Annotated in this window: 25 protein-coding genes; 11 read left to right on the top strand and 14 right to left on the bottom strand. The window is 70.7% G+C overall.

The window, feature by feature from the left end; genetic code table 11:
- The 5 genes from BMY19_RS00740 to BMY19_RS00720 form a co-directional block, all read right to left on the bottom strand.
- Nucleotides 1–221 (bottom strand): porin (locus tag BMY19_RS00740; protein WP_170862895.1); only part of this gene is annotated, 221 nt, incomplete at its 3' end.
- Nucleotides 222–605: 384 nt separating this feature from the next.
- Nucleotides 606–1,295: a hypothetical protein gene (locus tag BMY19_RS00735; protein WP_056531477.1), complete on the bottom strand. Its 690-nt coding sequence runs from the start codon at nucleotides 1,293–1,295 to the stop codon at nucleotides 606–608.
- A 121-nt stretch (nucleotides 1,296–1,416) separates the two neighbouring features.
- The gene (locus tag BMY19_RS00730; protein WP_210186914.1) at nucleotides 1,417–1,740 is read right to left on the bottom strand and encodes a winged helix-turn-helix domain-containing protein; all 324 of its coding nucleotides are present in this window, start codon (nucleotides 1,738–1,740) and stop codon (nucleotides 1,417–1,419) included.
- A 62-nt stretch (nucleotides 1,741–1,802) separates the two neighbouring features.
- A complete protein-coding gene (locus tag BMY19_RS00725) occupies nucleotides 1,803–2,411 on the bottom strand; it encodes a HupE/UreJ family protein (protein WP_100250572.1) in 609 nt (202 codons plus the stop codon).
- A 112-nt stretch (nucleotides 2,412–2,523) separates the two neighbouring features.
- On the bottom strand, nucleotides 2,524–3,063 hold the full coding sequence (locus BMY19_RS00720; protein ID WP_244526736.1) for a pilus assembly protein PilZ: 540 nt from the start codon (nucleotides 3,061–3,063) through the stop codon (nucleotides 2,524–2,526).
- 392 nt (nucleotides 3,064–3,455) lie between these two features.
- On the opposite strand from BMY19_RS00720, the gene BMY19_RS00715 reads away from it, so the two are divergent.
- From BMY19_RS00715 to ggt, 6 genes are all read left to right on the top strand, one after another.
- Nucleotides 3,456–4,943 carry an ABC transporter substrate-binding protein gene (locus BMY19_RS00715; RefSeq protein WP_100250571.1) on the top strand — a complete coding sequence of 496 codons (1,488 nt, stop codon included), beginning with the start codon at nucleotides 3,456–3,458 and terminating at the stop codon, nucleotides 4,941–4,943.
- Nucleotides 4,943–5,887 (top strand): ABC transporter permease, encoded by a 945-nt coding sequence (locus tag BMY19_RS00710; RefSeq protein ID WP_091676321.1) that lies wholly within the window; start codon nucleotides 4,943–4,945, stop codon nucleotides 5,885–5,887. Before BMY19_RS00715 ends, BMY19_RS00710 begins: the two co-directional genes overlap by 1 nt.
- The gene (locus BMY19_RS00705; protein ID WP_100250570.1) at nucleotides 5,884–6,813 is read left to right on the top strand and encodes an ABC transporter permease; all 930 of its coding nucleotides are present in this window, start codon (nucleotides 5,884–5,886) and stop codon (nucleotides 6,811–6,813) included. Before BMY19_RS00710 ends, BMY19_RS00705 begins: the two co-directional genes overlap by 4 nt.
- A gap of 8 nt (nucleotides 6,814–6,821) precedes the next feature.
- A complete protein-coding gene (locus BMY19_RS00700; protein ID WP_244534798.1) occupies nucleotides 6,822–7,838 on the top strand; it encodes an ABC transporter ATP-binding protein in 1,017 nt (338 codons plus the stop codon).
- Nucleotides 7,835–8,758 (top strand): ABC transporter ATP-binding protein, encoded by a 924-nt coding sequence (locus tag BMY19_RS00695; RefSeq protein ID WP_091676312.1) that lies wholly within the window; start codon nucleotides 7,835–7,837, stop codon nucleotides 8,756–8,758. The genes BMY19_RS00700 and BMY19_RS00695 overlap by 4 nt, the downstream gene beginning before the upstream one ends.
- A gap of 258 nt (nucleotides 8,759–9,016) precedes the next feature.
- A complete protein-coding gene (gene ggt, locus BMY19_RS00690; RefSeq protein WP_100250569.1) occupies nucleotides 9,017–10,618 on the top strand; it encodes a gamma-glutamyltransferase in 1,602 nt (533 codons plus the stop codon).
- Nucleotides 10,619–10,799: 181 nt separating this feature from the next.
- Here the strand turns inward: ggt and prfB are convergent.
- A protein-coding gene (gene prfB, locus BMY19_RS00685) for a peptide chain release factor 2 (RefSeq protein ID WP_100250568.1) occupies nucleotides 10,800–11,928 on the bottom strand; the annotation gives its coding sequence in 2 pieces (ribosomal slippage) (nucleotides 10,800–11,858 and nucleotides 11,860–11,928; 1,128 coding nt in all).
- A gap of 223 nt (nucleotides 11,929–12,151) precedes the next feature.
- On the opposite strand from prfB, the gene BMY19_RS00680 reads away from it, so the two are divergent.
- A complete protein-coding gene (locus BMY19_RS00680; RefSeq protein ID WP_100250567.1) occupies nucleotides 12,152–12,487 on the top strand; it encodes a DUF3140 domain-containing protein in 336 nt (111 codons plus the stop codon).
- A 21-nt stretch (nucleotides 12,488–12,508) separates the two neighbouring features.
- Here the strand turns inward: BMY19_RS00680 and BMY19_RS00675 are convergent, their stop codons facing one another.
- The 4 genes from BMY19_RS00675 to BMY19_RS00660 all read right to left on the bottom strand — a co-directional run bounded on the left by BMY19_RS00675 (nucleotide 12,509) and on the right by BMY19_RS00660 (nucleotide 15,043).
- Nucleotides 12,509–12,868, bottom strand: coding sequence for a hypothetical protein (locus BMY19_RS00675; RefSeq protein WP_020090817.1), 360 nt, complete (start codon nucleotides 12,866–12,868; stop codon nucleotides 12,509–12,511).
- Between the two features lie 113 nt (nucleotides 12,869–12,981).
- Nucleotides 12,982–13,194: a hypothetical protein gene (locus tag BMY19_RS00670; protein ID WP_020090818.1), complete on the bottom strand. Its 213-nt coding sequence runs from the start codon at nucleotides 13,192–13,194 to the stop codon at nucleotides 12,982–12,984.
- Between the two features lie 134 nt (nucleotides 13,195–13,328).
- Complete coding sequence (locus tag BMY19_RS00665) at nucleotides 13,329–14,546, bottom strand: LL-diaminopimelate aminotransferase (RefSeq protein WP_026604561.1); 1,218 nt, start codon at nucleotides 14,544–14,546, stop codon at nucleotides 13,329–13,331.
- A gap of 110 nt (nucleotides 14,547–14,656) precedes the next feature.
- Nucleotides 14,657–15,043 carry a hypothetical protein gene (locus tag BMY19_RS00660; RefSeq protein WP_244534797.1) on the bottom strand — a complete coding sequence of 129 codons (387 nt, stop codon included), beginning with the start codon at nucleotides 15,041–15,043 and terminating at the stop codon, nucleotides 14,657–14,659.
- Nucleotides 15,044–15,199: 156 nt separating this feature from the next.
- Between BMY19_RS00660 and phaC the strand changes: the two genes are divergently transcribed.
- Nucleotides 15,200–17,041: a PHA/PHB synthase family protein gene (gene phaC / locus BMY19_RS00655; RefSeq protein WP_100250565.1), complete on the top strand. Its 1,842-nt coding sequence runs from the start codon at nucleotides 15,200–15,202 to the stop codon at nucleotides 17,039–17,041.
- A gap of 182 nt (nucleotides 17,042–17,223) precedes the next feature.
- On the opposite strand, the gene BMY19_RS00650 is transcribed toward phaC, so the two are convergent.
- Nucleotides 17,224–18,537: an OmpP1/FadL family transporter gene (locus tag BMY19_RS00650; RefSeq protein WP_100250564.1), complete on the bottom strand. Its 1,314-nt coding sequence runs from the start codon at nucleotides 18,535–18,537 to the stop codon at nucleotides 17,224–17,226.
- Nucleotides 18,538–18,948: 411 nt separating this feature from the next.
- Here BMY19_RS00650 and BMY19_RS00645 point away from each other — a divergent pair, with 411 nt between their 5' ends.
- The 3 genes from BMY19_RS00645 to bioB all read left to right on the top strand — a co-directional run bounded on the left by BMY19_RS00645 (nucleotide 18,949) and on the right by bioB (nucleotide 22,222).
- Nucleotides 18,949–19,833 carry a fumarylacetoacetate hydrolase family protein gene (locus BMY19_RS00645; protein ID WP_056531450.1) on the top strand — a complete coding sequence of 295 codons (885 nt, stop codon included), beginning with the start codon at nucleotides 18,949–18,951 and terminating at the stop codon, nucleotides 19,831–19,833.
- A 228-nt stretch (nucleotides 19,834–20,061) separates the two neighbouring features.
- Complete coding sequence (locus tag BMY19_RS31560; protein WP_280141589.1) at nucleotides 20,062–21,177, top strand: methyl-accepting chemotaxis protein; 1,116 nt, start codon at nucleotides 20,062–20,064, stop codon at nucleotides 21,175–21,177.
- A 31-nt stretch (nucleotides 21,178–21,208) separates the two neighbouring features.
- Complete coding sequence (gene bioB / locus BMY19_RS00635; RefSeq protein ID WP_020090825.1) at nucleotides 21,209–22,222, top strand: biotin synthase BioB; 1,014 nt, start codon at nucleotides 21,209–21,211, stop codon at nucleotides 22,220–22,222.
- 35 nt (nucleotides 22,223–22,257) lie between these two features.
- On the opposite strand, the gene BMY19_RS00630 is transcribed toward bioB, so the two are convergent.
- From BMY19_RS00630 to BMY19_RS00620, 3 genes are all read right to left on the bottom strand, one after another.
- Nucleotides 22,258–23,745, bottom strand: coding sequence for a sensor histidine kinase (locus BMY19_RS00630; protein ID WP_020090826.1), 1,488 nt, complete (start codon nucleotides 23,743–23,745; stop codon nucleotides 22,258–22,260).
- Nucleotides 23,746–23,955: 210 nt separating this feature from the next.
- A complete protein-coding gene (locus tag BMY19_RS00625; protein ID WP_100250562.1) occupies nucleotides 23,956–24,759 on the bottom strand; it encodes a TVP38/TMEM64 family protein in 804 nt (267 codons plus the stop codon).
- The gene (locus BMY19_RS00620) at nucleotides 24,756–25,409 is read right to left on the bottom strand and encodes a class I SAM-dependent methyltransferase (protein WP_056531444.1); all 654 of its coding nucleotides are present in this window, start codon (nucleotides 25,407–25,409) and stop codon (nucleotides 24,756–24,758) included. The genes BMY19_RS00625 and BMY19_RS00620 overlap by 4 nt, the downstream gene beginning before the upstream one ends.
- Nucleotides 25,410–25,422 lie beyond the last annotated feature (13 nt).

Genomic DNA, 25,422 nt, shown 5'->3' with positions numbered 1-25,422 from the left:
GAGTAGCTGGTCATGTAGCCGCCCTCGAACCGGGCGCGGCCGGAGAGACGCAGGCAGGTGTCGGTGCCGGGGATGTAGAAGAAGCCGGCGCCGTAGGCGCCGCAGACGCGAACGTACTCGATCGGGACCGCCTTCTTGACAGGGAGGTCGGCGGCGTGGGCTGCGCCTACCGCCGCGAACGCAGCAGCAGACCCGAGCAATGAGCTCTTCAAGAGCTTCATAGACATCTCCAAAGCTTCGAGACCCAATGATGCGGACCTGCCCGGTTATCCGGGTCTAGCCGCACGTTCTGTAGGTTTGGCCTGCGTCTTAGGTGGCAGGCTCCTGCGGGCTCTCGCTTGGCGATGCCCCCGTGCACGATCACCATGTGCGAACGGGTTTCCGCGAGCAACGAGGATTCGCGGCTGCCTTGGCAGTTCCAGCGCGATGTTGCGGCCTGGCAACATTCTCGGGGCGCTTTAGTCGGCAACGGTCCGCCGAATGTGCACGAATGCTGTCCTGAGCGGCTGAGCTGCCGCGCCGACGGGCAGCCTTTCGCCCGGCCCCGACCCGGGACCGGGCGGCTCACGCCGTCCCAGCCGATTCGCCGGCGCCGGACGGGCGCCTTACATGGGCGGCGTCAGCCCGTCCTTTCCGACGGCGACGCGCCGCGCCGTGATGCGGCCGTCGTCCCCGCGCGCGGCGATCACGAAGACCTTGGCGCCGGGCGCTACGGCCGCGGCGCTGGCGGGCTCGAAGCTGACGACCGGCGCCTGTGGCGGTACCAGGATCTGCAGCGACTGGCCCTGACCGTAATCGACCGTGAGGGTCCGCTCCGCCCCGCCGCGGCTCGCCTTGACCGTCCCGTTGGTCATCGCGCTCTTCACACGGGGCGCGTCGGGAGCGGTCGAGCGCACGTCCGCCTTCACGGTTCCGTTGGTCATGGCGCTCCGCACCGGCGCCCCGCCCGCGGTGTGGTCGGGGATCATGTCCCAGTCGTAGTGTCCCTCGCCGGTGCCGCGCATCGCCTCGGGGAACAGCACCACCTCCAGGGCCACCGGCGGCTCGCCCTTCGTGGCCGTGCCGATGAAGACCCCGTCCCTGATCGCGTCGAGACTCGACGGGACCACCCAGGAAACCTTGGCGTCGGGGGCGAGCGCCACGGTCTCCGACGCGCCGTCCCGTGTCTTCAGCGTGAAGCCGCCGCCCGCGACCGCCTCGACGGTCCCGCGCAGGCGCTCGACCTTCGGCGCCGCCTGCGCACCGGTGGTGACGGCCAGCAGCCCCATCAGGGCGAGCGTCGTGAGTTTTGCCATGGGGGTTCTCTTCCTGGTGCCGGGATTGTCGCGACCGGCTGGACGTGGGGCGGGATGATGGGATGTCAGCCCACGAGGGCCTGTGACATCGCATCCGGGTTCGCGCCCGTGCCCGGCCCGGTTACGCGTCCCCGGCCTGTCCCAGACAGATCAGGAACGGCGCGGCCGCCGCCTCCGCGGCCGCCTCCACGGCCCGGTAGCGCCGCACCACGTCGGCGCCGAAGGCCGAGAGGCGCGCGCCCCCGCCGGCCCGGCCACCGGTCTGCGCCTCGACCACGGGGCGACCGAAGCCGGTGTTCATCGCCTCGACCAGCAGCCAGGCCCGGCGGTACGACATGCCCAGCGCGCGGCCAGCGCCCGCGATGGAACCGTGCTCGGCGATCATCTCCAGGAGCCGCACCTTGCCGGGGCCGAGGCGGTGCCCCGGCCCGAGATCGATGCGGATGCTCAGCCGGGGCGCCGCGCCCGCGGCCCGGGCGGGGCTCCGGAGCGGGTCGGGTACGGCGCTCAGGCGGGGAGCGCCAGCAGCGCGAGACCGGCCGCGGCGAGGCCGGCACCGAGGGCCGGGGCGGCCCGCGTCGCTCCGATCCGCGACGCCGCGGCGCCGAGTCCGATCCCCGCGGCGTGCAGGAGCGCCGTGGCCGCGAGGAACCCGAGGCCGAAGGACAGGCCGGAGGCGGTCTCGGGCATCTCGGCACCGTGGGCGTAGCCGTGGAACACCGCGAAGACGCCGACCAGGGCAGCCAGCAGGGCCACCGGCGCGCGCAGGCCGACGATGGCGGCGAGGCCGAACACGACGATGGACAGCGCGATCCCGAGCTCGACATGCGGCAGCACCGCGCCGGCCATGCCCAGCCCCGCCCCCACGCTCATCAACCCCAGGAACGACAGGGGCAGCGCCCAGAGCGCCCGTCCGCCGCGCAGGCTGGCGAGGAGGCCGACCGCGACCATCGCGAGAACATGATCGGCGCCCAGGAGCGGATGGAGGAACCCCGCCTCCGCGCCCGTCGCGGTGCCGTGCCCCGGATGGGCGAAGGCCGCCTGGGGCAGCAGGGCGAGTGCGGCCGGCAGGAGCGCCAGGGATGTGGCGGAACGGGCGGAGAGCGGTCGCTTCATCGGTGATCCTTCGCTGGACCCGCGAAGTTGTAGCGCCCTTCCGCCGCCTCTGCGAGGGGCGGGTGGCCGATGATCGCCGCTCCGCGGCGGCGCCCGGATCCGCGGGCGGCCCTCAGAGCGACATCGCTTCGTGGACCGCGGACGGCGCGAACGGCTCCGAGAAGGCGGCCCCGACACCGTGGGTGAAGTGGCGCATCACGGTGGCGGTCTTTCGCCCGACGCGGATCATCGCCCCGATCTCCAGCGCGTGGTCGACGAGCAGGGCGACGCCGGAGGCCGAAACGTTGAGGACGTGTCCCTGGAGGGCCTCGCCCGATGCAGTGGTGATCTGGACGATCTTCTGCTTCGGCACGATCCGACGGTGCGCGCGGATCGGTTCGGGTTGCAGGTCCTGGGCCTTTGCCAGCGTCACGAACTGACGGGCAACGTCAGTGAGAGTCGCGCGCCCACCGCGGACACAGACAACGAACTCCTGACCGGCGACGCGGGCGATGCGGGCCTCGAGCGTGCCGATATGGCGGATGCTGCAGGTGAGATGCTCACCCGGCACCAGGAGCGACGAGGAGCGGAACCGGATGCCCTCGGTCGAGACGTCGGCGGTCACGGCGTAGAAATCGCGACGCCGCTGGTTCCAGCACAACGCGGGCAACATGACGATGTGCCGCCGGACCATCACACCCGCATCATCATAAAGAATACATCGGCGACCTTCTGGGGCCGAAGTTTCTTCTGGCCTGTTCAAGCAATGCGTAAAATTGGACTTATCCCGATCTAAGTCGCACCGCAGATCCGGCGCTCACGGAACTGGTCGAAGGCCGATCTCGACCTTGGCGCTGTCGCGCCGTCATCGAACGCCGCCGGCCGGCTCGAAACGGCGGCCTCAGAGGCTCGCGGCGCGGATTGAATAAAAGATGCATCCTGATTGTATGGCATGGATGCTGCCTGGGATTGTGCATGCCAAACGGCCGCGCAACACTGCCGGCCGCCTCCGGAGCGGACCGGCCGGTCCGCTCCGCTTCTCCCGCCTCCACCCGGATCGGTCTCATGTTGCGTTACGCCGCCTGTCTCCTCGCCGGGCTCGCCCTCACCGGGCCCGCCGCCGCGCAGACCCTGCGCTACGGCATGATGGAGGATCCGGACGCCCTCGACCCGACGCTCGCCCGGACCTTCGCGAGCCGGATGGTGTTCGCCGCGCTGTGCGACAAGCTCGTGGATATCGGCCCGGACCTGAAACCGGTGCCGCAGCTCGCCACCTCCTGGGAGCTGTCGCCCGACGAGAAGGCGCTGACCATGCACCTGCGTCCGGGCGTGCTGTTCCACGACGGCGAGAAGCTCGACGCCGCCGCCGCCAAGTTCTCGATCGAGCGGCACATGAATATGCCGGGCTCGCAGCGCCGCTCGGAGATCGCGCCGATCGACTCCGTGGACGTGGTCGACGACCTGACCTTCCGCATCAACCTGAAGCAGCCGTTCGCGCCGCTGCTGGCGCAGTTCACCGACCGAGCCGGCATGATGGTCTCGCCCAAGGCCGCCGAGCGGCTCGGCGACAAATTCGCCTCCGCGCCGGTCTGCGCCGGTCCGTACAAGTTCGTCGAGCGGGTGCCGCAGGACCGGATCGTGGTCGAGCGCTTCCCCGACTACTGGAACAAGGACGCGATCCACATCCAGCGGATCGAGTACCGGCCGATCCCTGACGCCACCGTGCGGCTCACCAACCTCCGCGCGGGTCAGCTCGACCTCTTGGAGCGCCTCGCCCCCACCGACGTGGCACAGGTGAAGCGTGACGCCAAGCTGAAGCTCGACTCAACCTACGAGCTCGGCTTCCAGGAGATCCTGTTCAACCCCCACAAGTCCGGTTCGCCGGTCTCCGACCCGAAGGTGCGCGCCGCGTTCGAGGCGGCCATCGACCGCAACGCCATCAATCAGGTGGTCTACAACGGCGAGTTCCTGGCCGGGAACCAGTGGGTCAACCCGAAGAACCCGAACTACGTCGCCGAGTACCCGATCCCGAAGCGGGACGTCGCCAAGGCCAAGGCGCTGCTGGCCGAGGCCGGGAAGCCGAACCCGCAGATCACGCTGACCGTCTACGCCAACAGCGAGTCGCCGCAGGTCGGCCAGGTGATCCAGGCGATGACCAAGGAGGCCGGCTTCGACGTGAAGATCCAGGCCGTGGACTTCACGACCGCGCTCGATGCCGCCGACAAGGGCAACTACGAGGCGCAGCTCTATTCCTGGAGCGGCCGCTCGGACCCGGACGGCAACACGTTCAGCTTCCTGGCCTGCAAGGCGGCGCTGAACTATCCCAAGTACTGCAGCCCGGAAGCCGACGCGGCCCTCCAGGCGGAGCGCGGGACGGTGGATCCGGCCAAGCGCAAGGCTGCCTGGAAGGCCCTGGCCGATCAGGTCCTGAAGGACCGGCCGGGCATCTACATCCTGCACCGCAAGCTGCTCTGGGCCTACAGCCAGAAGATCACGGGTTTCGTGCCCTACCCGGACGGGCTCGTGCGCTTCACCGGGCTGAAGCTGAACTGATGCTGCGGTTTCTGGCACGGCGCCTTGCCCTGGCGGTCCCGACCCTGATCCTCGCCTCGATGATCATCTTCGCCCTGCAGCAATTGCTGCCGGGCGACGTCGCCACGGCGCTCACCGGCGAGGAGCGCGATCCGCAGGTGATCGCGTTCATCCGGGAAAAATACCACCTCGATGAGCCCCTGCCGGTGCGCTACGCCTACTGGGCCGGCGGCGTGCTGCGGGGGGATCTCGGCGAGTCGATCCGGCTGCAGAAGCCGGTCTCCGAGTTGATCGTCGAGAAGCTGCCGGTGACGCTCGAACTCGCCTGCCTCGCCATGCTGGTGGCGCTGGCCATCGGCGTGCCGATGGGCGTGCTCTCGGCGGTCAAGCGCGGGCAGGCCGCCGACACGATCGCCAACGGCGTGGCCCTCTGGGGCCTGTCGGTGCCGAATTTCTGGCTCGGGATCCTGCTGATCCTGCTGTTCTCGGTGGAGCTCGGCTGGCTGCCGGCCTCGGGCTACGTCTCGCCCTTCGAGAGCCTGTCGGAGAACCTCGCCGCCATGGCGATGCCGGCTTTCGTGCTCGGCAACGCCATCGCGGCGGTGATGATGCGCCACACCCGCGCGGCGATGCTCGGCGTGCTCGGCTCCGACTACGTCCGCACCGCGCGCGCCAAGGGCGTCTCGCCGCTGCGGGTCACTCTGCGGCACGCCCTGCCCAACGCCGCGATCCCGATCATCACCCTGGGGGCGCTGGAATTCGGCCAGCTCCTCTCCGGAGCGGTGCTCACCGAGCAGGTCTTCTCCGTGCCGGGCTTCGGCAAGCTGATGGTCGATGCGGTGTTCAACCGGGACTTCGCCACCGTGCAGGGCGTCGTGATCTGCACGGCCGCCACCTACATCGCCCTGAACCTCGCCGCCGACCTGCTCGCGGCGGCCGTGAACCCGAAGCTGAGGCGGGCATGAGCACCGGCAGCGAGATCGCCCGCGCCGAGGCGGTCGGCCTGGAGGCCGCCCCGTCCGGCGCCCCCGCCAACGGGCTCATCCAGGAGCCCGGCACCCTCGCGGCCTTCTGGCGACGCCTGCGCGCGCGCCGGAGCGCGGTCGTGGGCCTCGTCATCGTCGGCCTGCTGGTGCTGATGGCGGTGTTCGCGCCCTGGATCGCTCCCTACGACCCGACAGCCACCGACTGGGGCAACGTCCGCGGGCCCCCGAGCCTCGCGCACCCGTTCGGCGGTGACGAGGTCGGGCGCGACGTGCTCTCGCGGATCATCTTCGGCACCCGGGCCTCGCTCGGCGCCGGCCTCGTCTCGGTGGCGCTGGCGGTGTCCCTCGGCCTGCCGCTGGGATTGCTCGCCGGCTACGCGGGTGGCTGGATCGACGGCGCGATCTCCCGGCTCACCGACGCGCTGCTGGCGATCCCGTTCCTGATCCTGGCGATCGCGCTCGCCGCCTTCCTGGGCCCGAGCCTCATTAACGCGATGATCGCGATCGGCCTCTCGGCGACCTCGACCTTCATCCGGCTGACCCGGGCGCAGGTCCGCGCCGTGGCGGCGGAAGAGTTCGTCGAGGCCGCACGCGCCATGGGCAACCCGCCCTGGCGGATCGCCCGGGTCCACATCCTGCCCAACATCGTCCCGGCGATCCTCGTGCAGGCGACGCTGACCATCGCGGCGGCGATCATCGCGGAGGCGAGCCTCTCGTTCCTCGGCCTCGGTCAGCAGCCGCCCGAGCCGTCCTGGGGGGCGATGCTCAACACCGCCAAGAACTTCATGGACGAGGCGCCCTGGATGGCGATCTGGCCCGGCCTGTCGATCTTCCTCGCGGTGCTCGCCTTCAACCTGTTCGGCGACGGCCTGCGGGACGCCCTCGATCCGAGGCAGCGCACATGACGGCCGCGATGACGAAGCCCCTCCTCGACGTCCGCGACCTCGCGGTCGCCTTCGACACCGACGGCGGCGCGGTCCACGCGGTCAACGGCGTGTCCTACACACTGCACGAGGGCGAGACGCTTGGGATCGTCGGCGAGTCCGGCTCCGGCAAGAGCGTGCACGTGCTGGCCATGCTGGGCCTGATCCCGCGCCCGCCCGGCCGCATCACCGGCGGGCAGGTGCTGTTCGAGGGGCGCGACCTCCTCGCCCTGAAGGAGCGGGACCTGCGCAAGATCCGCGGCGGCGCGATCGGCTTCGTGTTCCAAGACCCGATGAGCTCGCTCAACCCCGGCATGACCGTGGCGGCGCAGATCGTCGAGCCGCTGCGCATCCATCTCGGCCTCGACGCCCGCGCGGCCCGCGCCCGGGCCCGGGAGCTGCTCGACCTCGTGCGCATCCCGAACGCGGCCGCGCGCCTCGACCAGTACCCGCACGAGTTCTCCGGCGGCCAGCGCCAGCGCGTGATGATCGCGATCGGCCTGAGCTGCCGGCCGAAGCTTCTGATCGCCGACGAGGCGACCACGGCGCTCGACGTCACCGTCCAGGCCGAGATCGTCGCCCTGGTGCAGGAGCTGAAGCGCGAGCTCGGCATGGCGATCATCTGGATCACCCACGACCTCGGCGTGGTGGCCGGCATCAGCGACACCGTGCAGGTGATGTATGCCGGCCGGATCCTGGAGCGCGGCCCGGTCGACGACATCTTCGCCGATCCCCGCAACGCCTACACGCTCGGCCTGCTGCGGTCCCTGCCGGATCTTTCCGGCGGCCGCGCCGGGCGGCGGCGCCTCCACCAGATCGAGGGCGCGCCGCCGGACATGCGCCATCTCCCGCCGGGCGACCCGTTCGCGCCGCGCAACGCCTACGCGACGCCGCGCTGCCGGGCCGAGATGCCGCCCCTGGCGCAGGCGCCCGGCGCCGCTCCGGGCCACCTCGTCGCCGCCTGGTACGATTTGCCGAAGCTCCTGGGTGAGGAGGCCGCGCGATGAACGCGTCGCAGCAGCCGGTCGTATCGGTGCGCGACCTGTCCAAGCATTATCCCCTCCGCTCCTGGTGGGGCGGCAAGGGCGCGGTGTTCCGCGCCGTCGAGGGCGTGAGCTTCGACATCCGCCCCGGCGAGACCCTGGGCCTCGTGGGCGAGTCCGGCTCCGGCAAATCGACCATCGGCCGGGCCGTGACCATGCTCAACCCGCCGACCTCGGGCACGATCGCCTTCGAGGGCACCGACCTCGCCAAGCTCTCGGCGGGCGCCATGCGCAAGATGCGCGCGCGGATCCAGACCGTGTTCCAGGATCCCTACGCGGCCCTCAACCCGCGGATGAGCGCCGGCGAGTATGTCGCGGAGGCGTTCAAGCTGCATCGGCGGGACATGCGCGGCCCGGAGCGGCGGGAGGCGGTTGCCGCCCTGTTCCAGCGGGTCGGGCTCGATCCGCGGTTCATGGGGCGCTACCCGCACCAGTTCTCGGGCGGCCAGCGCCAGCGCATCTGCATCGCCCGGGCGATCGCCCTGAAGCCCAGCTTCATCGTCGCCGACGAGCCGATCGCGGCGCTCGACGTCTCGATCCAGGCGCAGGTGGTGAACCTGCTGCAGGACCTGCAGGACGAGATGGGCCTGTCCTACCTGTTCATCTCGCACGACCTGCGCATGGTGCGCTACCTCTGCCACCGGGTCGCGGTGCTCTGGCGCGGGCGGATCGTCGAGCTCGCCGAGGCCGACGCGCTCTACGAGGATCCGCGCCACCCCTACACGCGCCGTCTGCTCGCCGCGGTGCCGGTGCCGCACCCGGCCGAGGAGCGCGCCCGCCTCGCCGCGCGGGACCTCGCCGGCCACGATCAGCCGCCCGACGGGCCGCTCACCGAGGTGGCGCCGGGGCACTGGGTGGCGCTGCCGAGAGGGCAGCACGCGTGATCGTCCAGGCGATCCTCGATCGGAACAACCGGTCAGCCCGGCCTCCGCCGTCATCACGAGCGCAGCGAAGTGACCCAGGGCAGCGCGAGGTTGCCCAGCGTTGCGGCTGGATTGCTTCGCTGCGCTCGCAAAGACGAGGCGACGAAGCCATCCGTCATGGACGAGGCCGCGCCGTCATCTCCGTCACCGCCTCATCCCGAGGTGGCGATATGCATCAAGCGGTGATTCTTTAAGTCGCCCAGCAGAGCAGGACATCCCGTGAGAGACTTCTCCGCCCCCGGCCGATCCCCGGTCTACGCCGCCAACGCCGCGGTCGCGACTTCGCACCCGCTCTCGACGCTCGCCGCCATCGAGGTGCTGCGCGCGGGCGGCAATGCCGTCGATGCCGGTATCGCGGCGGTGGCCGTGCAGTGCGTGGTCGACCCGCTGATGACCGGGATCGGCGGCGACTGCTTCGCGCTCTACGCCCCCGCGGGCGCCACCAAGCCCATCGCCCTCGACGGCTCGGGCCGCGCGCCCGCCGCCGCGACGCCCGACTGGTACGCCGAGCACGGCGTCGCGATCGCGCCGACCTCGCCGCACGCCGTGACGGTGCCGGGCGCGGTCGCGGCCTGGGACCTGCTGGTGCGCGAGCATGGCACCCGCTCCCTCAGCGAGCTGCTCCAGCCGGCGATCCGGTACGCGGAGGACGGGTTCGTCGTCCAGCAGCGGGTGGGATGGGACTGGCTGCGCGGCGCCGAGCGCGTCGCCGCGGATCCGCACGCCGCCGAGACCTACCTGCCCGGCGGGCAGGCGCCGACGATCGGCAGCGTCGTCCGCCTGCCGAAGCTCGCGGCGACGCTCCGAGCGATCGCCGAGGCGGGGGCGCGCGCCTTCTACGAGGGCCCCGTCGCCGAGGACATGGTGAGCCGGCTGAACGCCCTCGGCGGCCTGCACACGCTGGACGACTTCGCCGCCGCGCGGCCCGACGTGGTCGCACCGGTCTCGACCCGCTACCGCGGCTACGACGTCTACGAGTGCCCGCCCGCCGGCCAGGGTCTGGCGGCGCTGATGATGCTGAACGTGCTGTCGCACTACGACGTCGGCGCGCTCTCCGACCTCGACCGGCTCCACCTCTTCGCCGAGGTCTGCAAGCAGGGCTACCATCACCGCGACGTGCTGTTCGGCGACGCGGCCCTCGCCAACGTGCCGGTCGAGCACCTGCTCTCCGACGCCTGGAAGGCCGCCGCCCACGGCGCGATCGACATGGGCCGGGCCCGCGAGCCGGAGATCTATCCCGAGATCGCCCGCGAGATGGCCGAGGGCCGCGCCCACAAGGACACGGTCTACCTCTGCGTGGTCGACCGGGACGGCAACGCGCTGTCGCTGATCAACTCGATCTTCCAGGGCTTCGGCTCCGGCATCCTGGCGCCCGAGAGCGGCGTACTGCTGCACAATCGCGGCCTGTCGTTCCGCACGGAGGGCGGCCACCCGAACAGCGTCGGCCCGGGCAAGCGGCCGATGCACACGATCATCCCCGGCATGCTGATGAAGGACGGGCAGGCGGTCGCGCCGTTCGGCGTCATGGGCGGCCATTACCAGGCCATGGGCCATGTCGAGCTGCTGTCGGGCCTCCTCGACCGGGGCCTCGACGTGCAGGAGGCCCTCGATGCCCCGCGCAGCTTCGCCTACGGCGGCAGCCTGGAGGTGGAGGGCGGGATCTCCGACGCCGTGATGGCGGGGCTGGTCGAGCGCGGCCACCCGGCGATCCGCGCGCCGCTGCCGCTCGGCGGGGGGCAGGTCATCTGGATCGACCGCAAGGCCGGCACGCTGGCGGCCGGATCCGACCCGCGCAAGGACGGGGCGGCGCTGGGGTATTGAGAGGCGTGGGAGGATGGGCGCCCCCGGCGCTCATCCTTTGGCCTCAACGGCGCTCTCTGTCAGCACCGCCGTCATTGCGAGCGGAGCGAAGCGATCCAGGGTCGCGCCACGCTGATCGATCGCGCGCCGCCCTGGGTCACTTCGCTGCGCTCGTGATGACGGGGAGGCAGCTCACGCCGCCTCAGTCGATATCCTCGACCGCCTCAACGCCGCCGTAGACCCGCTGCGCGAGCGAGGCCTCCATGAACGGGTCGAGGTCGCCGTCGAGCACCTCGTCCGGATCGGTGGACTGGGTGCCGGTGCGCAGGTCCTTCACCAGCTGGTACGGCTGCAGCACGTAGGACCGGATCTGATGGCCCCAGCCGATATCCGTCTTGGCGGCGGCCTCGGCGTTGGCCTTCTCCTCGCGCTTCTTCAGCTCCAGCTCGTACAGGCGGGCGCGCAGCATGTTCCAGGCGGTCGCCCGGTTCTTGTGCTGGGAGCGCTCCTGCTGGCACGCCACCACGATCCCGGTGGGGTTGTGGGTGATGCGCACCGCCGAGTCGGTGGTGTTGACGTGCTGGCCGCCGGCGCCGGACGACCGGTAGGTGTCGATCCGGCAGTCGGATTCCTTGATCTCGATCTCGATCCGGTCATCGATCACCGGATAGACCCAGACGCTGGCGAAGCTGGTGTGCCGCCGGGCGCTGGAATCGTAGGGCGAGATCCGGACCAGACGGTGCACGCCGGACTCGGTCTTGAGCCAGCCGTAGGCGTTGTGGCCCTTGATCAGGAGCGTGGCGCCCTTGATCCCGGCCTCCTCGCCGTCGGTCATCTCGACGACCTCGACCTTGTACTTCCGGCGCTCGGCCCAGCGGGCATACATGCGCTGGAGCATGTTGGCCCAGTCCTGGCTCTCGGTGCCGCCGGCCCCGGCATGGACCTCGAGATAGGTGTCGAAGCCGTCGGCCTCGCCCGACAGAAGCGTCTCGACCTGCCGGCTCGCGGCCTCCTTCTCGACGGCGAGGATCGCCGCCTCGCCCTCGCGGATCGAGGATTCGTCACCCTCCATCTCGCCGAGCTCGATCAGCGTGGCGCCGTCCTCAAGGTCGCGCTCGAGCTTCTTGATCGCCGTGACGGCCTCGTCGAGCTGCTGGCGCTCGCGCATGACCTTCTGGGCGGCCTCGGCGTCGTTCCAGAGGTCGGGGTCCTCGGAAGCCGCGTTCAGCTCCGCGAGGCGTTTATCGACTGTATCCCAGTCAAAGATGCCTCCTCAGCAGCCCTATAGACTGCTTGGCGGCATCCGAGGCTTGCTCGATCTCGGCGCGCATCTGGCTTTTCGGGAATGGGGTGTGGGGAGAGAATGGAAGCTCGTCGGGTCGGGGTGATACCCCCCGGGACCCGGCCTGTAAACGCTTCCCCGCCACGTCGCCCGCCACGTCGCCCGCCGCGTCGCCCGTTGCCCGTGCGGCGCCCGACCGCAGGGATGGCGGCGAGCCGGCGAGCCTCGGGCGCGTTGTCGGGGACGAGCGACACGGCCCGGGAGGCAGGCGGATGGCGGACGATCACGCGGCGACGTGGAAGGACTTCAACGAGGCCGTCAACATGACGCCGGCGGCGCTGAAGAAGCACCTCGACAGCGCGGCGAGCCGGGAGGTCGGCCAGAAGAAGGACGGCGGCGAGTCGACCGGGCACGAGATGGGCCGGCGGATCCTGGCGATCAAGGACACCAAGAAGGCCGACCTGACGGACGACGACTACGCCGCCATGCGCAAGGTCGTGGGCTACGTCCACCGCCATCTCAAGCAGGGCGGCGAGGCCCGGAAGGACCCCGACTCCCCGTGGCGGATGTCGCTGATGAACTGGGGCCACGATCCGCAGAAGGATTGAGGCCCCGGAACGCCCGGCGGCTCAGTAGCGCGGCGGCACGATGTAGGACGGAGCGATCACGTACTCCCGCGGCCGCTTGCGCGCGCCGAACCGCCCCTCGGTGATCTGGTCGTTGTAGTAGTCGAACCCGGTGTAGCCGAAGCCGCCGCCGTTCATCACCTCGGCCACCGGCACGGCGGGCTGGGCGAGATCGGGCCGGCCCGGCGGCACCACCACCTGGCAGCAGCCCTCGGTCTGCAGGACCGTCGGGCCGTTCGGGGCGGTGAACACGAAGGCTCGGGGCTGGTAGGGCGCCGGCGGGTATGCGGCGTCGGAGGCCGAGGCGCCCTGCCCCGCCAGGAGGGCGAGCAATCCGGCGGCGATCAGGGTCTTGGTGCTCACGCGATGCTCCGTCAGGGGGCCGGGCGGGCCGGCATCTGGCCTACAGTCTAGCTGATCGCGGGCGGCTTGTCCGGCCCGTCCGAATCGACCGGTTACCGAAATTCCGGGCGGGTTCAGCCCCGCGCGCGCAGCACGACCTGCGGGCTCGCCGGGACGGGGCGGCAATCGGTCGTGAAGGCGTTGACCGGCAACGGCTTCGAGTCGCACGCGTACACGTCCGCCGGCCCTGGCGCAGGGATCGGGTCCCGGGCGATGATCGGGTTCGGCGCGCAGGCCGAGGCCGCGGCGGCGAGCAGCAGGGCGGCGATGAGGTTCAGGCGGCGCATGCGAGACTCGGGACGCGGGAAGACCCCCGCACCTGACCCTGGCCATCGCGCCCCGCGCTGACAAGCGCCGGCGCGGGGCGCCGACACCTTTGACGGCGTCTGTCGCCCCGCGGCAACAATTTGCGCGGGCCGGTCTAGCCGGTCCGGGCCATCGGCAGGACGTTGTGCAGCGTCTTGTCGGTGCCGTCGAAGAACCGGCGGATATTGCGCGCCGCCTGCCGGATGCGCTGCTCGTTCTCCACGAGCGCGATGCGGACGTACTCGTCACCGAACTCGCCGAAGCCGATGCCGGGCGCGACCGCCACGTCGGACTTCTCCAGGAGCAGCTTGGAGAATTCGAGGCTGCCGAGTTCCCGGTACCGCTCGGGGATCGGCACCCAGGCGAACATCGACGAGGCGGGCGACGGGATAGTCCAGCCGGCCTTGCCGAAGGACTCCACCAGCGCGTCGCGACGCTTCCTGTAGATGCTGCGCATCTCGTGGATGCAGTCGTCCGGGCCGTTGAGGGCGGCCGTCGCGGCGACCTGGATCGGCGTGAAGGCGCCGTAATCGAGGTAGGATTTCACCCGGGTGAGCGCCGCGAGCAGGCGCTCGTTGCCCACCGCGAAGCCCATCCGCCAGCCGGCCATCGAGTAGGTCTTCGACAGCGAGGTGAACTCCACCGTGCAGTCGATAGCGCCGGGCACCTGCAGCACCGAGGGCGGCGGGTTGTTGTCGAAATAGACTTCCGCGTAGGCGAGGTCCGACAGCAGGATCAGCTCGTGCTGCTTCGCGAAGGCCACGAGGTCGCGGTAGAAGTCGAGGCTCGCCACGTAGGCGGTCGGGTTCGACGGGTAGCAGACGACCAGCGCCACCGGCTTCGGGATCGAGTGGCGCATGGCCCGCTCCAGGGCGGGGAACATCGCCGGCGTCGGCTCGGCCGGCACGGAGCGGATGACGCCACCGGCCATCAGGAAGCCGAAGGCGTGGATCGGGTAGCTCGGGTTCGGCACCAGCACGACGTCGCCTGGCGCGGTGATCGCCTGGGCCATGTTGGCGAACCCTTCCTTGGACCCGAGAGTCGCCACCACCTGGGTGTCGGGGTTCAGGGTCACGCCGAAGCGCCGCTGGTAATAGCCCGCCTGGGCCTTGCGCAGGCCCGCGATGCCCTTGGAGGCCGAGTAGCGATCCGTGCGCGGCCGCCCGGCCGTCTCGCACAGCTTGGCGATGACGTGCTTCGGCGCGTCCAGATCCGGGTTGCCCATGCCGAGATCGATGATGTCGGCGCCCTGCGCGCGGGCGGCGGCCTTGATCCGGTTGACCTGCTCGAAGACGTAGGGCGGCAGTCGCTTGATGCGGTGGAAGTCGGTCATGGGCGTGTCCATCGGCGCGTCCCGGATCCGGCGTCTCTCGTTTGGGCCGGTCGGGCGAACCACGTGCTCTACCAGAGTTGCGGGCCGCCGCCGACCCTGAAAAAGGGCCGCTACTGCGACGCCGCCGGAGCCGGCTTGACGGTGGCGGCCGCGCCCCGCCCGGCGCTCTCGGCGGCCCGTCCCCGGGCCTCGTTGCGGCCGCGGGCACCTTCCAGCTCCGCCTCCAGGGCCTTCTGGCCCGTGACCGACTTGGCCCGGACCGGCCGCTTCGGCGCGTCGACGCCCACCGGCATGAAGTCGGGCTGCGCCTTGCTGCGGGTGTCCGTGACGAAATCCGGGGCCGCCACGACCCGCGGCCCGTAGCCTGCATCGGAGGCCAGCGAGCGGACGACGTCGCCCGAGCAGGCCCCGAGCGCGCCGACCAGCACGCCCAGGCCGGCCGCGAGCGTCAGGCGGCGCAGCGGACCGGCGCGATGCGGGCGGATAGCGGGGTTCAAAATGGCACGATCCATCGTCACATGCGTATGAAAAGATCGGCCGGATGTTTCGGCGACGTCCTGAGCCGGGCTGGCGAAAACTCTGGCTCGCTCCTTATTTTGTCGGAAACGAGGCCCGCGCCATCGGGTCAACAGATGAAGCACAGGGAGGCACGTTTGACGAGCCCGCAGGCGCCGGATCGGACCGCCCCTCCGAAGTCGGTCTCGAACGGCGCGATGCCGGACGGCACGGTCGCCCCGATGCCGGATTTCGAGGCGATTTCCCGCAACGCCGGTCAGTTCGTCGAGGCGATGGGGCGCAACGTCGCCCGCCTCCTCGGGCCCGAGGGCCAGGCGGGCGCACCCGGCAGCGAGATGAATGAGGCGGCCAAGGTGCTCGGTCAGGTGGCCGAGACTTGGCTCGCCGATCCGAACCGCAGCGCCGAGGCGCAGGCGCGCCTGTCGCAGGCGTTCCTGTCGCTCTGGGGCTCGACCTACCTGCGCCTGCAGGGCCAGCCCGCCGATCCGGTGGCGCTGCCCGAGCCCCGGGACGCGCGCTTCGCCCACGCCGAGTGGACGACCAACCCGTATTTCGACTTCCTCAAGCAGGCCTACCTGCTCGCCACCCGCTGGGCCGAGAGCCTCGTCGACGAGGCCGAGGGGCTCGACGCGCACACGCGTCACAAGGCGCAGTTCTACCTGCGCCAAGTCACCAGCATGCTGTCGCCCTCGAACTTCCTGCCGACCAACCCGGAGCTGATCCGCCACACCCTGCAGGAGAACGGCGCCAACCTCGTCCGCGGCCTCAAGATGTATGAGGAGGATCTGGCGGCCGGCGGCGGGCAGCTGCGCGTGCGCCAGACCGACCCGAGCGGGTTCGAGGTCGGGCGCAACATGGCGGTCACCCCCGGCGAGGTGGTGTTCCGCAACGACCTGATCGAGCTGATCCAGTACGCGCCCACCACCGAGACCGTGCTGCGGCGCCCGTTCCTGATGGTCCCGCCCTGGATCAACAAGTTCTACATCCTCGACCTCAATCCGCAGAAGAGCTTCCTGAAGTGGATGGTCGACCAGGGCCTGACGGTCTTCTGCATCTCCTGGGTCAATCCCGATTCCCGCCACGCCGACAAGGACTTCGAGTCCTACATGCGCGAGGGGATCGAGGCGGCCATCGACGCGATCGGCGTCGCCACCGGTGAGAGCGAGGTCACGGCGGCGGGCTACTGCGTCGGCGGCACGCTGCTCGCGGTGACGCTCGCCATGCAGGCGGCCACCGGCAACCGGCGGATCAAGAGCGCGACGCTGCTCACCACGCAGGTCGACTTCACCCACGCGGGCGACCTGAAGGTCTTCGCCGACGAGGAGCAGATCCGCCAGGTCGAGGCGCGCATGGCCGAGCAGGGCTACCTGGAGGGCGCCCGCATGGCGAACGCCTTCAACATGCTCCGGCCGAACGACCTGATCTGGCCCTACGTCGTGAACAACTACATCAAGGGCAAGGCACCCTCGGCCTTCGACCTGCTGTACTGGAACTCCGACGCCACCCGGATGCCGGCGGCCAACCACTCATTCTACCTGCGCAACTGCTACCTCGACAACACGCTGGCGCAGGGGCGGATGGTGCTCGGCAACGTCCGCCTCGATCTCAGGAAGGTCCAGGTGCCGATCTTCAACCTCGCGACCCGCGAGGACCACATCGCGCCGGCGCTGTCGGTCTTCGAGGGTTCGAAGGTCTTCGGCGGGAAGGTCGATTTCGTCCTCGCCGGCTCCGGCCACATCGCCGGCGTGATCAACCCGCCGTCCAAGCCGAAATACGGCTACTGGACCGGCGGCCCCGTGAAGGGGACGCTCGAGGAGTGGATCAGGGCCGCGGTCGAGACCAAGGGCTCGTGGTGGCCCTACTGGTTCCAGTGGATCGAGGCGCAGGCCCCGGAGCGGGTGCCGGCCCGGCAGCCGGGCGGCGACGCGCTGCAATCCTTAGGGCCGGCGCCGGGGACCTACGTGCGGATGCGCGCCTGAAGCGCGCGACGCACGTGGATCGATTGGGTGATCGGCCCCGACGGTCACGGAGCCGCCCCGACATCACGAGCGGAGCGACGTGACCCGGGGCAGCGCGACACCTGTCGGCGTGGCGCTGCCCTGGATCGCTTCATTCCGCTCGCGAAGACGGCGGCAGCGAAGGACACGACCGGAGCTGCCCGTCAGTACTTCCGCACGAGCGGCGCCGGGGCCGGGGCCGGCGGCGCGCCGAAGACGTAGCGGAAGCCCACCGAGACGATGTCGGCGCTGGAATCCACCACGCCCGCGAAGGCGATGTTGCTGATGTTGTAGTCGCGGCCGATGCCCGCGAGGATCCGCGAGCGGTCCAGGAAGAAGTGCGAGTAGGCGAGGTTCAGCGTCAGCTGCTGGCTCCAGCGGTAGCTGGCGCCGACCGAGACGTTGTACCGGTCGCCGTCCGGCAGGCGCACCGAGCGGTTCCGGAAGTCGATGGGCGAGGTCTCGTAGGCGAAGCCGGTCCGCAGCGTCAGGTTCGGCGACGCGTCGTACTCGGCGCCGATCGCGTAGGTGAACCCGTCTTTGTAGTTGAGCGGCAGGTTGTTCACCGGCAGGCCGATCGTCTTCGATACGATGCCGATGGTGCCGAGCCTCGACCAGTTGTCCCACTCGAAGCCGAGATTCACCCGCGCCACCGGCGAGACCGCCTGGGTCAGGCCGACGCTCAGCTTCTCGGGCGTGTTCAGCTTGGCGCGGACCTGTCCGGCCAGCGGCGCCAGGGCGACGAGCGGGACGCCGATCGAGCCGTCGATGTCGTGGTGCACCGAGGAGCGGTAGCCGATGCCCAGCACGGTCCCGTCGCGGGGCGTGAGCGTGGCGCCGGCGGTGAAGCCCGCGCCCCAGGACTCACCCTTGAGGAAGGAGCTCGGATACGAGGTCGGCAGGATGCCGGGGATCGGCAGCGCCTGCCGCAGGGTCAGGCGGAAATACTCGATGTTCGGGCCGGCCGCGATCGAGAGCCACTCGTTGACCTTGAAGCCGATGACCGGGTTGATCGCCAGCGAGAAGATCCGCGACGAGCGTCCGTAGACCTCGCCGGCCCACACGTCCCGCGGCTTGGTGACGAGGCCGAAGGGGGCGCCGGTCGAGAGGCCGAGCCACAGGCGGTCGTTCAGCTGGTACGAGGTCGCGCCCGCCGGCACGACGGCGCCCTGGCCGATATCGCCGGAGCCGCCCAGCCGCGCGAAGCCCGGATTGGTGCCGGCATCCGGACGGATCGTCGAGGAGAGGCCGATATAGGTGAAGTTCTGCTCCGCGACGAAGCCTGGGTTCATCGTGATCGTCGCGGGATTCCAGAACATCGACGAGACGCCGCCCGATCCCGACGCCGCGCCCGCGAAGGCCAGCCCCTGGGCCTCGGTGCTCTGCTCCCGGATCCCGAACGCCCCCGCCTGCACCTGCCCGGCGCCGAGGACCACCGCCGTCGCCGCCAGCATCGCAGCGCGAACCGTCCCGCCCATCTCTTCCCCCAAGCCTTCGTTCTGCTGGGCGCCGTCGATTGTTCGAGACCCGTTATGCGGCGACCTTTCATGCATGGTGCCGGTTTCGGGTGCGGAACCGCAATGACCCCGACCATTTTCGGCACCGAGAGGAATAGTAGTAGATAAGGAGCGGTAAACGGCACCTTCACGAGCGAAAGCCCGTGATGATCGAGATTTTTCAGTCTTGATCCGGGCTGTCACACCGAGATGGCGACAGGAACAATATATCCGAACGTCGCCGACCCTGCACTTTTCCGCCGTCCTGTTGCCCTGCGGCGACACCCGGCGGACCGACACGCCGACGCGGCCGGCCTTGCACCCGGGTCGAGGCCCGGCCATGGTCCCGGCGTCCGGCGCAGACCGGTTCAGGGAAGGATGAGGAGTGCGGCCATGAAGCTCTTCCGGCACGGCCCGAGCGGCGACGAGAAGCCCGGCCTCGTGGATGCCAGCGGGGGGCTGCGCGACCTGTCGGGCATCGTGCGCGACATCGCCGGGCCGGCCCTCGCGCCCGACTCGCTGGCGCGTCTGCGCGCCCTGGATCCCGAGACCCTGCCGAAGCTGCCCCCGGACGTGCGCCTCGGCCCCTGCGTCGGCGGCACCCGGAACGTCGTCGCCATCGGCCTGAACTTCGCCGACCACGCCGAAGAGACCGGCTCGCCGATCCCCGCGGAGCCGATCATCTTCAACAAGGCTCCGTCCAGCCTGTGCGGGCCGAACGACACGGTCATCATCCCCAAGGGATCGCACAGCACCGACTGGGAGGTGGAGCTCGCCGTGGTGATCGGGCGGCGCGCCAGCTACGTCCACGCCAACGAGGCGCTGAGCTACGTGGCGGGTGCCTGCATCTGCAACGACGTCTCCGAGCGCGAGTGGCAGATGAACCGCGGTCCGACCTGGACCAAGGGCAAGAGCGCGCCGACCTTCGGCCCCCTCGGCCCATGGCTGGTGACCCTCGACGAGATTCCCGACCTGAAGAACCTCGCCATGAGCCTCGACGTGAACGGCGAGCGCCGTCAGACCGGCTCGACCGCAACGATGATCTTCGACGTTCCCCAACTCGTCGCCTACGCGTCGCACTTCATGCTGCTGGAGCCGGGCGACGTGATCACCACCGGCACGCCGCCGGGCGTCGGCCTCGGCATGAAGCCGCCGCGCTACCTCAAGGCCGGGGACGAGATGGTCCTGCGCATCGACCGGCTCGGCGAGCAGCGGCAGAAGGTCATCGCCTTCGACGACTGGACCGCCAAGGTCTCGGCCGGCGAGCCGACGCACTGACAGACGGGCTGACAGACGGGCTGCCGCCCGCGTCCGGGCGGCGGCCCCGCGTCCAGGCAACGTCACCGACATTGGCGAGCGCCCGGCACCCGCGACCGACGGGACCTATATACTCTCGATTGAATTATGGATTGATTTTAGTATTGTAAGTTATATCGCGGACCTTGATCGGTTAAGACTGTATTATATTATAGCTGTAAAATGCCCGCCTCGTCGATCGGGCCCGGCATGAGTGCGAAAACTGATTTCCCCAATGACCGGACCTCCGGATCGGAGTCCGAGCCGCCGACGCTCAGGTCGATCGAGATCCTGGCCGATGCCGTCAAGCAAGCAGCGCAGGAGAAGACCGGCCGGATCCGGCGGATCACGGCGCAGACCAAGATCCTCGCCCTCAACGCGCTCATCGAGGCCGCGCGGGCCGGAGATGAGGGACGCGGCTTCGCGGTTGTCGCCCAGGAAGTGCGCGCCCTCGGCGAATCCGTGGACGTCATCGCCGGCGAGCTGGAGCTTCACCTGTCCGGCCGCATCGTCGAGCTGCAGCGCACCGTCGAGACGATGGCGGGCCGCGTCCAGGGAGAACGCCTGGTCGATCTCGCGCTCAACGCGGTCGAGCTGATCGATCGCAACCTCTACGAGCGGACCTGTGACGTGCGCTGGTGGGCGACCGACGCCGCCGTCGTCGCCTGCGCGGCCGATCCCGGCCCGGCCGCGGCGGCCTTCGCGGGCGACCGCCTCGGCATCATCCTCTCGGCCTACACGGTCTATCTCGATCTCTGGATCTGCGGCCTGGACGGCCGCATCCTCGCGACCGGCCGCGCCGACCGCTACCCCGGGCTCCAGGGCCGGAGCGTCGCGGGCGAAGCGTGGTTCCGGGAGGCGCTCGCCCTGGAGAGCGGCGACGCCTTCGTCTGCGCCGACGTGCGGCAGGAGGATGCGCTGGGTGGCGCGCAGGTCGCCACCTACGCGGCGAGCGTGCGGGCGGGCGGTCAGGCGACCGGCGCACCGCTCGGCGTCCTGGCGATCCACTTCGACTGGGCACCGCAGGCCCACGCCATCGTTTCGGGGATCCGGGTCGCGCCGGAAGATCGGGGGCGCACCCGCGCACTGCTGGTCGATGCCGGCGGCCGGGTGCTGGCCGCCTCGGATCAGGTCGGCCTCCTGACCGAGCGGGTCTCCTGCCGGATGGACGGCGAGACGAGCGGAGTCGTGCGGGATCCGCGGTCGGGCACGGTCACGGCGTACCATCGGACACCGGGATACGAGACCTATTGCGGGCTGGGCTGGTACGGCATGATCGTCCAGACCGACCCCTCGGTCGGAGGATCGGGCGCGAGGCCCGCTTGATTTCTGTCCGCCGATCCGGCTCAAACACCGCATGAGCGCGACTTCCCTCCCCGGTTCCCAGCAGCCCGACCTCGGCGACATCCGCCACGACTGGAGCGTGGCGGAGATCCGCGCGATCCACGACCTGCCGCTGATGGACCTCGTGTTCCGGGCCGCGCAGGTGCACCGCCGGCACAACGACCCCGCCGACATCCAGCGGGCCTCGCTCCTGTCGATCAAGACCGGCGGCTGCCCGGAGGATTGCGCCTACTGCCCGCAATCGGCCCATCACAAGGGCGCGGGCGTCGCGCGCGAGCGGCTGATGCCCGTGGAGACGGTGCTGGCCGAGGCGGCCGCCGCCAAGGCCGCCGGCGCCCAGCGCTTCTGCATGGGCGCCGCGTGGCGCCAGCCGAAGGACGGCCCGGAATTCGACGCGGTGCTCGCCATGGTGCGCGGCGTGCGCGGCCTCGGCATGGAGGCCTGCGTGACGCTCGGCATGCTCACGCCCTCGCAGGCCGGACGCCTCGCCGAGGCCGGGCTGACCTCCTACAACCACAACCTCGATACCGGGCCGGATTTCTACGAGGACATCATCTCCACCCGCACCTACGACGAGCGCCTGCAGACCCTCGCGAACGTCCGCGAGGCCGGGATCGGCGTGTGCTGCGGCGGTATCGTCGGGATGGGCGAAGGTGTCACCGACCGCGCCGCGATGCTCCAGGTTCTGTCCAACCACGCCCCCCATCCGGAAAGCGTGCCGATCAACGCCCTCGTGGCGGTGCCCGGCACCCCGCTGGAGGACCAGCCGGCGGTCGACCCGTTCGATCTGGTGCGCATGTGCGCCACGGCGCGGATCGTGATGCCGCGCTCCCGCGTGCGGCTCAGCGCCGGCCGCAAGAGCCTCACCCGCGAGGCCCAGGTGCTGTGCTTCCTCGCCGGCGCCAACTCGATCTTCTACGGCGAGCGGCTGCTCACCACCGCCAATAACGGGCAGGACGACGACGCGGCGCTGCTGGCCGATCTCGGCATCCGGGTCGGGGAGCCCGTCCGGGCCGCGGCCGAGTAGCGGCAGCGGGGCGACGTCCCGCGGGTCCGGTCCCGTCAGCCCTCCGGCAGCACGATCCGGAAGCGCGCGCCGCTCAGCCCCTCGGCCTCGCAATCGTCGAGGGTGAGGGTGCCGCCGTTGATCCCGATCAGCTCGGCGGCGATCGGCAGCCCGAGGCCCGTGCCACCGGACCGCATGGATCCCTGGAACGGCGCGAACAGGTTCTCCCGCGCGCGCGCCGGGAGACCGGGACCGTTATCGGCGACCAGGATCGTGACCCGGCCCGGTGCCGCGCGGGCGGCGACCACGCTCACGGCGGCCTCCGGCACGGCCGCCCCGTCCAGCGCCTGCACGGCATTGCGCACGAGGTTGGCCAGCGCCCGCCCGAGCTGCTCCGGATCGGCCTGCACGGAGAGATCGCCCGCCGCGACCTGGACGCTGACCGGATGCGCCGCCAGCGCGGCGAGATCCGGAAGTTCCGCGAAGACCGGTGCCAGCGGCGTGCTGGTGAGGAGCGGCGCCCGCTCGGAGACGCGCCCGTAGGCGAGGGTCGCCTCGCAGAAGCGGATCGCGCGGGCCAGCGTGCCGACGAGGCGGGGGGCCACGCGCTGCACGGTCGGATCCTCGGTCCCCTCCAGGCGGTCGCCCAGGAGTTGCGCGCCGGTCAGCAGGTTGCGCAGTTCGTGGCTGATCTTGCTGACCGCCAAGCCCAGTTCGGCGAGTCGCCGCTTCTGCCGGAGCTGATCGGCGAGGCTGCGCTGCATCCGCCCGAGCGCCCGCTCGGCCTGGCCGATCTCGTCGCTGCGGCGGGACGGCGCGATGATCCGCCCGGCATCCTCCGGATCGTCCGCGAAGGCCGTGATGCTGGTGGCGAGCCGCCGCACGGGGCGCACGATCAGCACCTGCAGCACCACGAAGACGAGACCGGCGGCGGCGGCCGCGATGATCAGCGAGGAGACCAGCAGGCGCAGCGCGTAGTCGATCATGGCGGTGCGCAGCGGCGCCTCATCGAGCAGGATCTCGACCCGGTCGAAGCCGATGCCGCCCTCCCCGACCACGCGGATCGGCTCGTGGACCGGCGCCACGAGGGTGCGCCACGCGCCCCGGATCGCCGACAGGGCCGTGACGTCGCGCAGGTCGACGGTGTCGGCGACCTGCTCGGGCATGGGCTCGATGGCGAGCAGACGCTGGGCGCCGCCGCCGCGGACGGCGATGGCGCGGGCGTTCACGCCGGCCAGGAGCCGGCTCTCGAGCGGCTCGGAGACCGGCTCGCCGGTCCGCCCGTCGAGCACCAGAGCGGCGACTTGCGCGGCCGCCAGGCGGTCGGACATCCATTCGATCCGGTAATTGGCCACCGCCGGCACGTAGGTCAGCACCTCGGCCACCACCACGAACGCGACGGTGACGAGGAACAGGCGCCCGGACAGGCCGAGGCGCGCGGTGCGCCGCTCGGGGACGTCGCGGGCCGGTGCGGGCGCCGGCGTCGCCGGTGCCGCGGCCTGATGGGACTCGAGGGACACGCCGGTCACGCTCCGCGCCGGCATCGCGGATGAGGATCGGCGGAGAGAGGATTGAGAAAGCTCGAGCCGGGTTCGGCCTTCGCGGGATACATGTTCGCAAGCCACAGATTCGCAGGCGGGAATACAGGCTCTCGGCGGCGAGCACTATACGACATCCCCCTCCAAGCGGTTGCACGCGCCCTCAGACACCGAAAAACACAGCCGGTGGCGGATCGCGCGTCTCGGCGGCGCATCTCAGCCGCGTCGGGCGCGGCGGCTCAGCAGCATGCTGACCAGGGCGAAGACCGCCAGCATCGCGAGACCTGCAACCATCTTGGGCGTGACCAGGGCGCGCAGGGTCAGGGCCTGGTCGCAGCCGCCCGCCCCCGTCGCGAGGCAGGCGGCCCTGGCGGCCTCGTGGGCGGCGACGACGTCCTCGATGCCCGCGCCCGTGGTGGCGTACACGATCGCGCCCGGCAGCAGCCCCAGGAACGTCGCGAGCACGAAGACCCGCATCTTCACCCCGAAGGCGGCGGGCGCGAGGTTGGTCACCCAGAACGGGAACAGCGGCAGGAGGCGGAGCACCGCGATGTAGCCGAAGGCGTCGCGGCGGAAGCCCTCGGCCAGCCCGGCGAGGCGCGTGCCGCCCATGCGCCGCAGCAGGTCGGCGCCGGGCCCGCGGCCGATCGCGAACACGATGGCCGCCCCGGTCGTGGCCGCACAGACCGCGGTAAGCGCCCCCGGCACGATGCCGAACAGGAAGCCGCAGACCATCGTGAGGATCAGCGTGGCCGGTACCGACACGACGACGGCCCCGACATAGAGGCAGTAGGCCGCGACCAGCGCGCGGAGATACCCGGCCTCGACGAAGCCGCGCAGCCAGAGGCGGGACGCGAGCAGGCGGTCGAGGCTGAGGAGTTGCGCGGCTCCCGAGACCAAGACCACCGCCGACACCGTCAGGAGCAGCGCCAGCGGGAGCCAGCGCCGCAGGCGCTTCCAGCGCCCCTCGCGGTTCTCGACGCAGCCTTCGGCGTCGGGGGCGTTGCCGGTCTCGCTCACCCGGGCTTGCGCATCCGCAGGATCTTGAAGAACCCGCCCGGGAAGGTCGGCTTCAACCCCAGGACCTCGACGCCGTTGCGCCGCGCCCAGGCCTCGATCCGCGTCGCCTTGAAGTCCGACGACCAACCGATCTTCGTGCAGAGCGGCGCCACGACTTCCTCGACCCGGGCCAGAGGGCCGTCGCTCTGGCCGAAATGGTTGGCGAGGACGATGCCGCCGCCCGGGCGCACCACCCGCAGGAACTCCGACATCGCGGCCTCGGGGTCGGGCACCAGGGTGATCAGGAACTGGGCCACGACGGCGTCGAAGCTCGCGTCGGCGTAGCCGAGGTGGCAGACGTCCATCACTTGGAGGCCCTTCACGTGGGCCAAGTTCCGGCGCCGGACCTTGGCGCGGGCGCGCTTGAGCATGTCCTCGGAGAGGTCGACGCCGCAGACGAAGCTGGCCTTCGGGTAGTAGCCCAGCGCCAGCCCGGTGCCGACGCCGGCCTCCAGGATCCGCGGCCCATGCTCGGCCGCCGCCTCGACGGCGGCGCGGGCCGCGGGCTCGGTGAGCTTGTCGTAGACCACGTCGTAGACGGGGGCCCAGCGGGCATAGGCCTTGCGCATCAGGGCCGTGCTCGGCCCGGCCATCTGCGGCTCGCTCAGCATCGTTCGAAGGTTC

This window comes from Methylobacterium sp. UNC300MFChir4.1 (genome assembly GCF_900110155.1).
Classification (GTDB): domain Bacteria; phylum Pseudomonadota; class Alphaproteobacteria; order Rhizobiales; family Beijerinckiaceae; genus Methylobacterium.
Note: the sequence above shows the minus strand (reverse complement) of the source record. Positions and strands in the feature narration are given on the sequence as shown.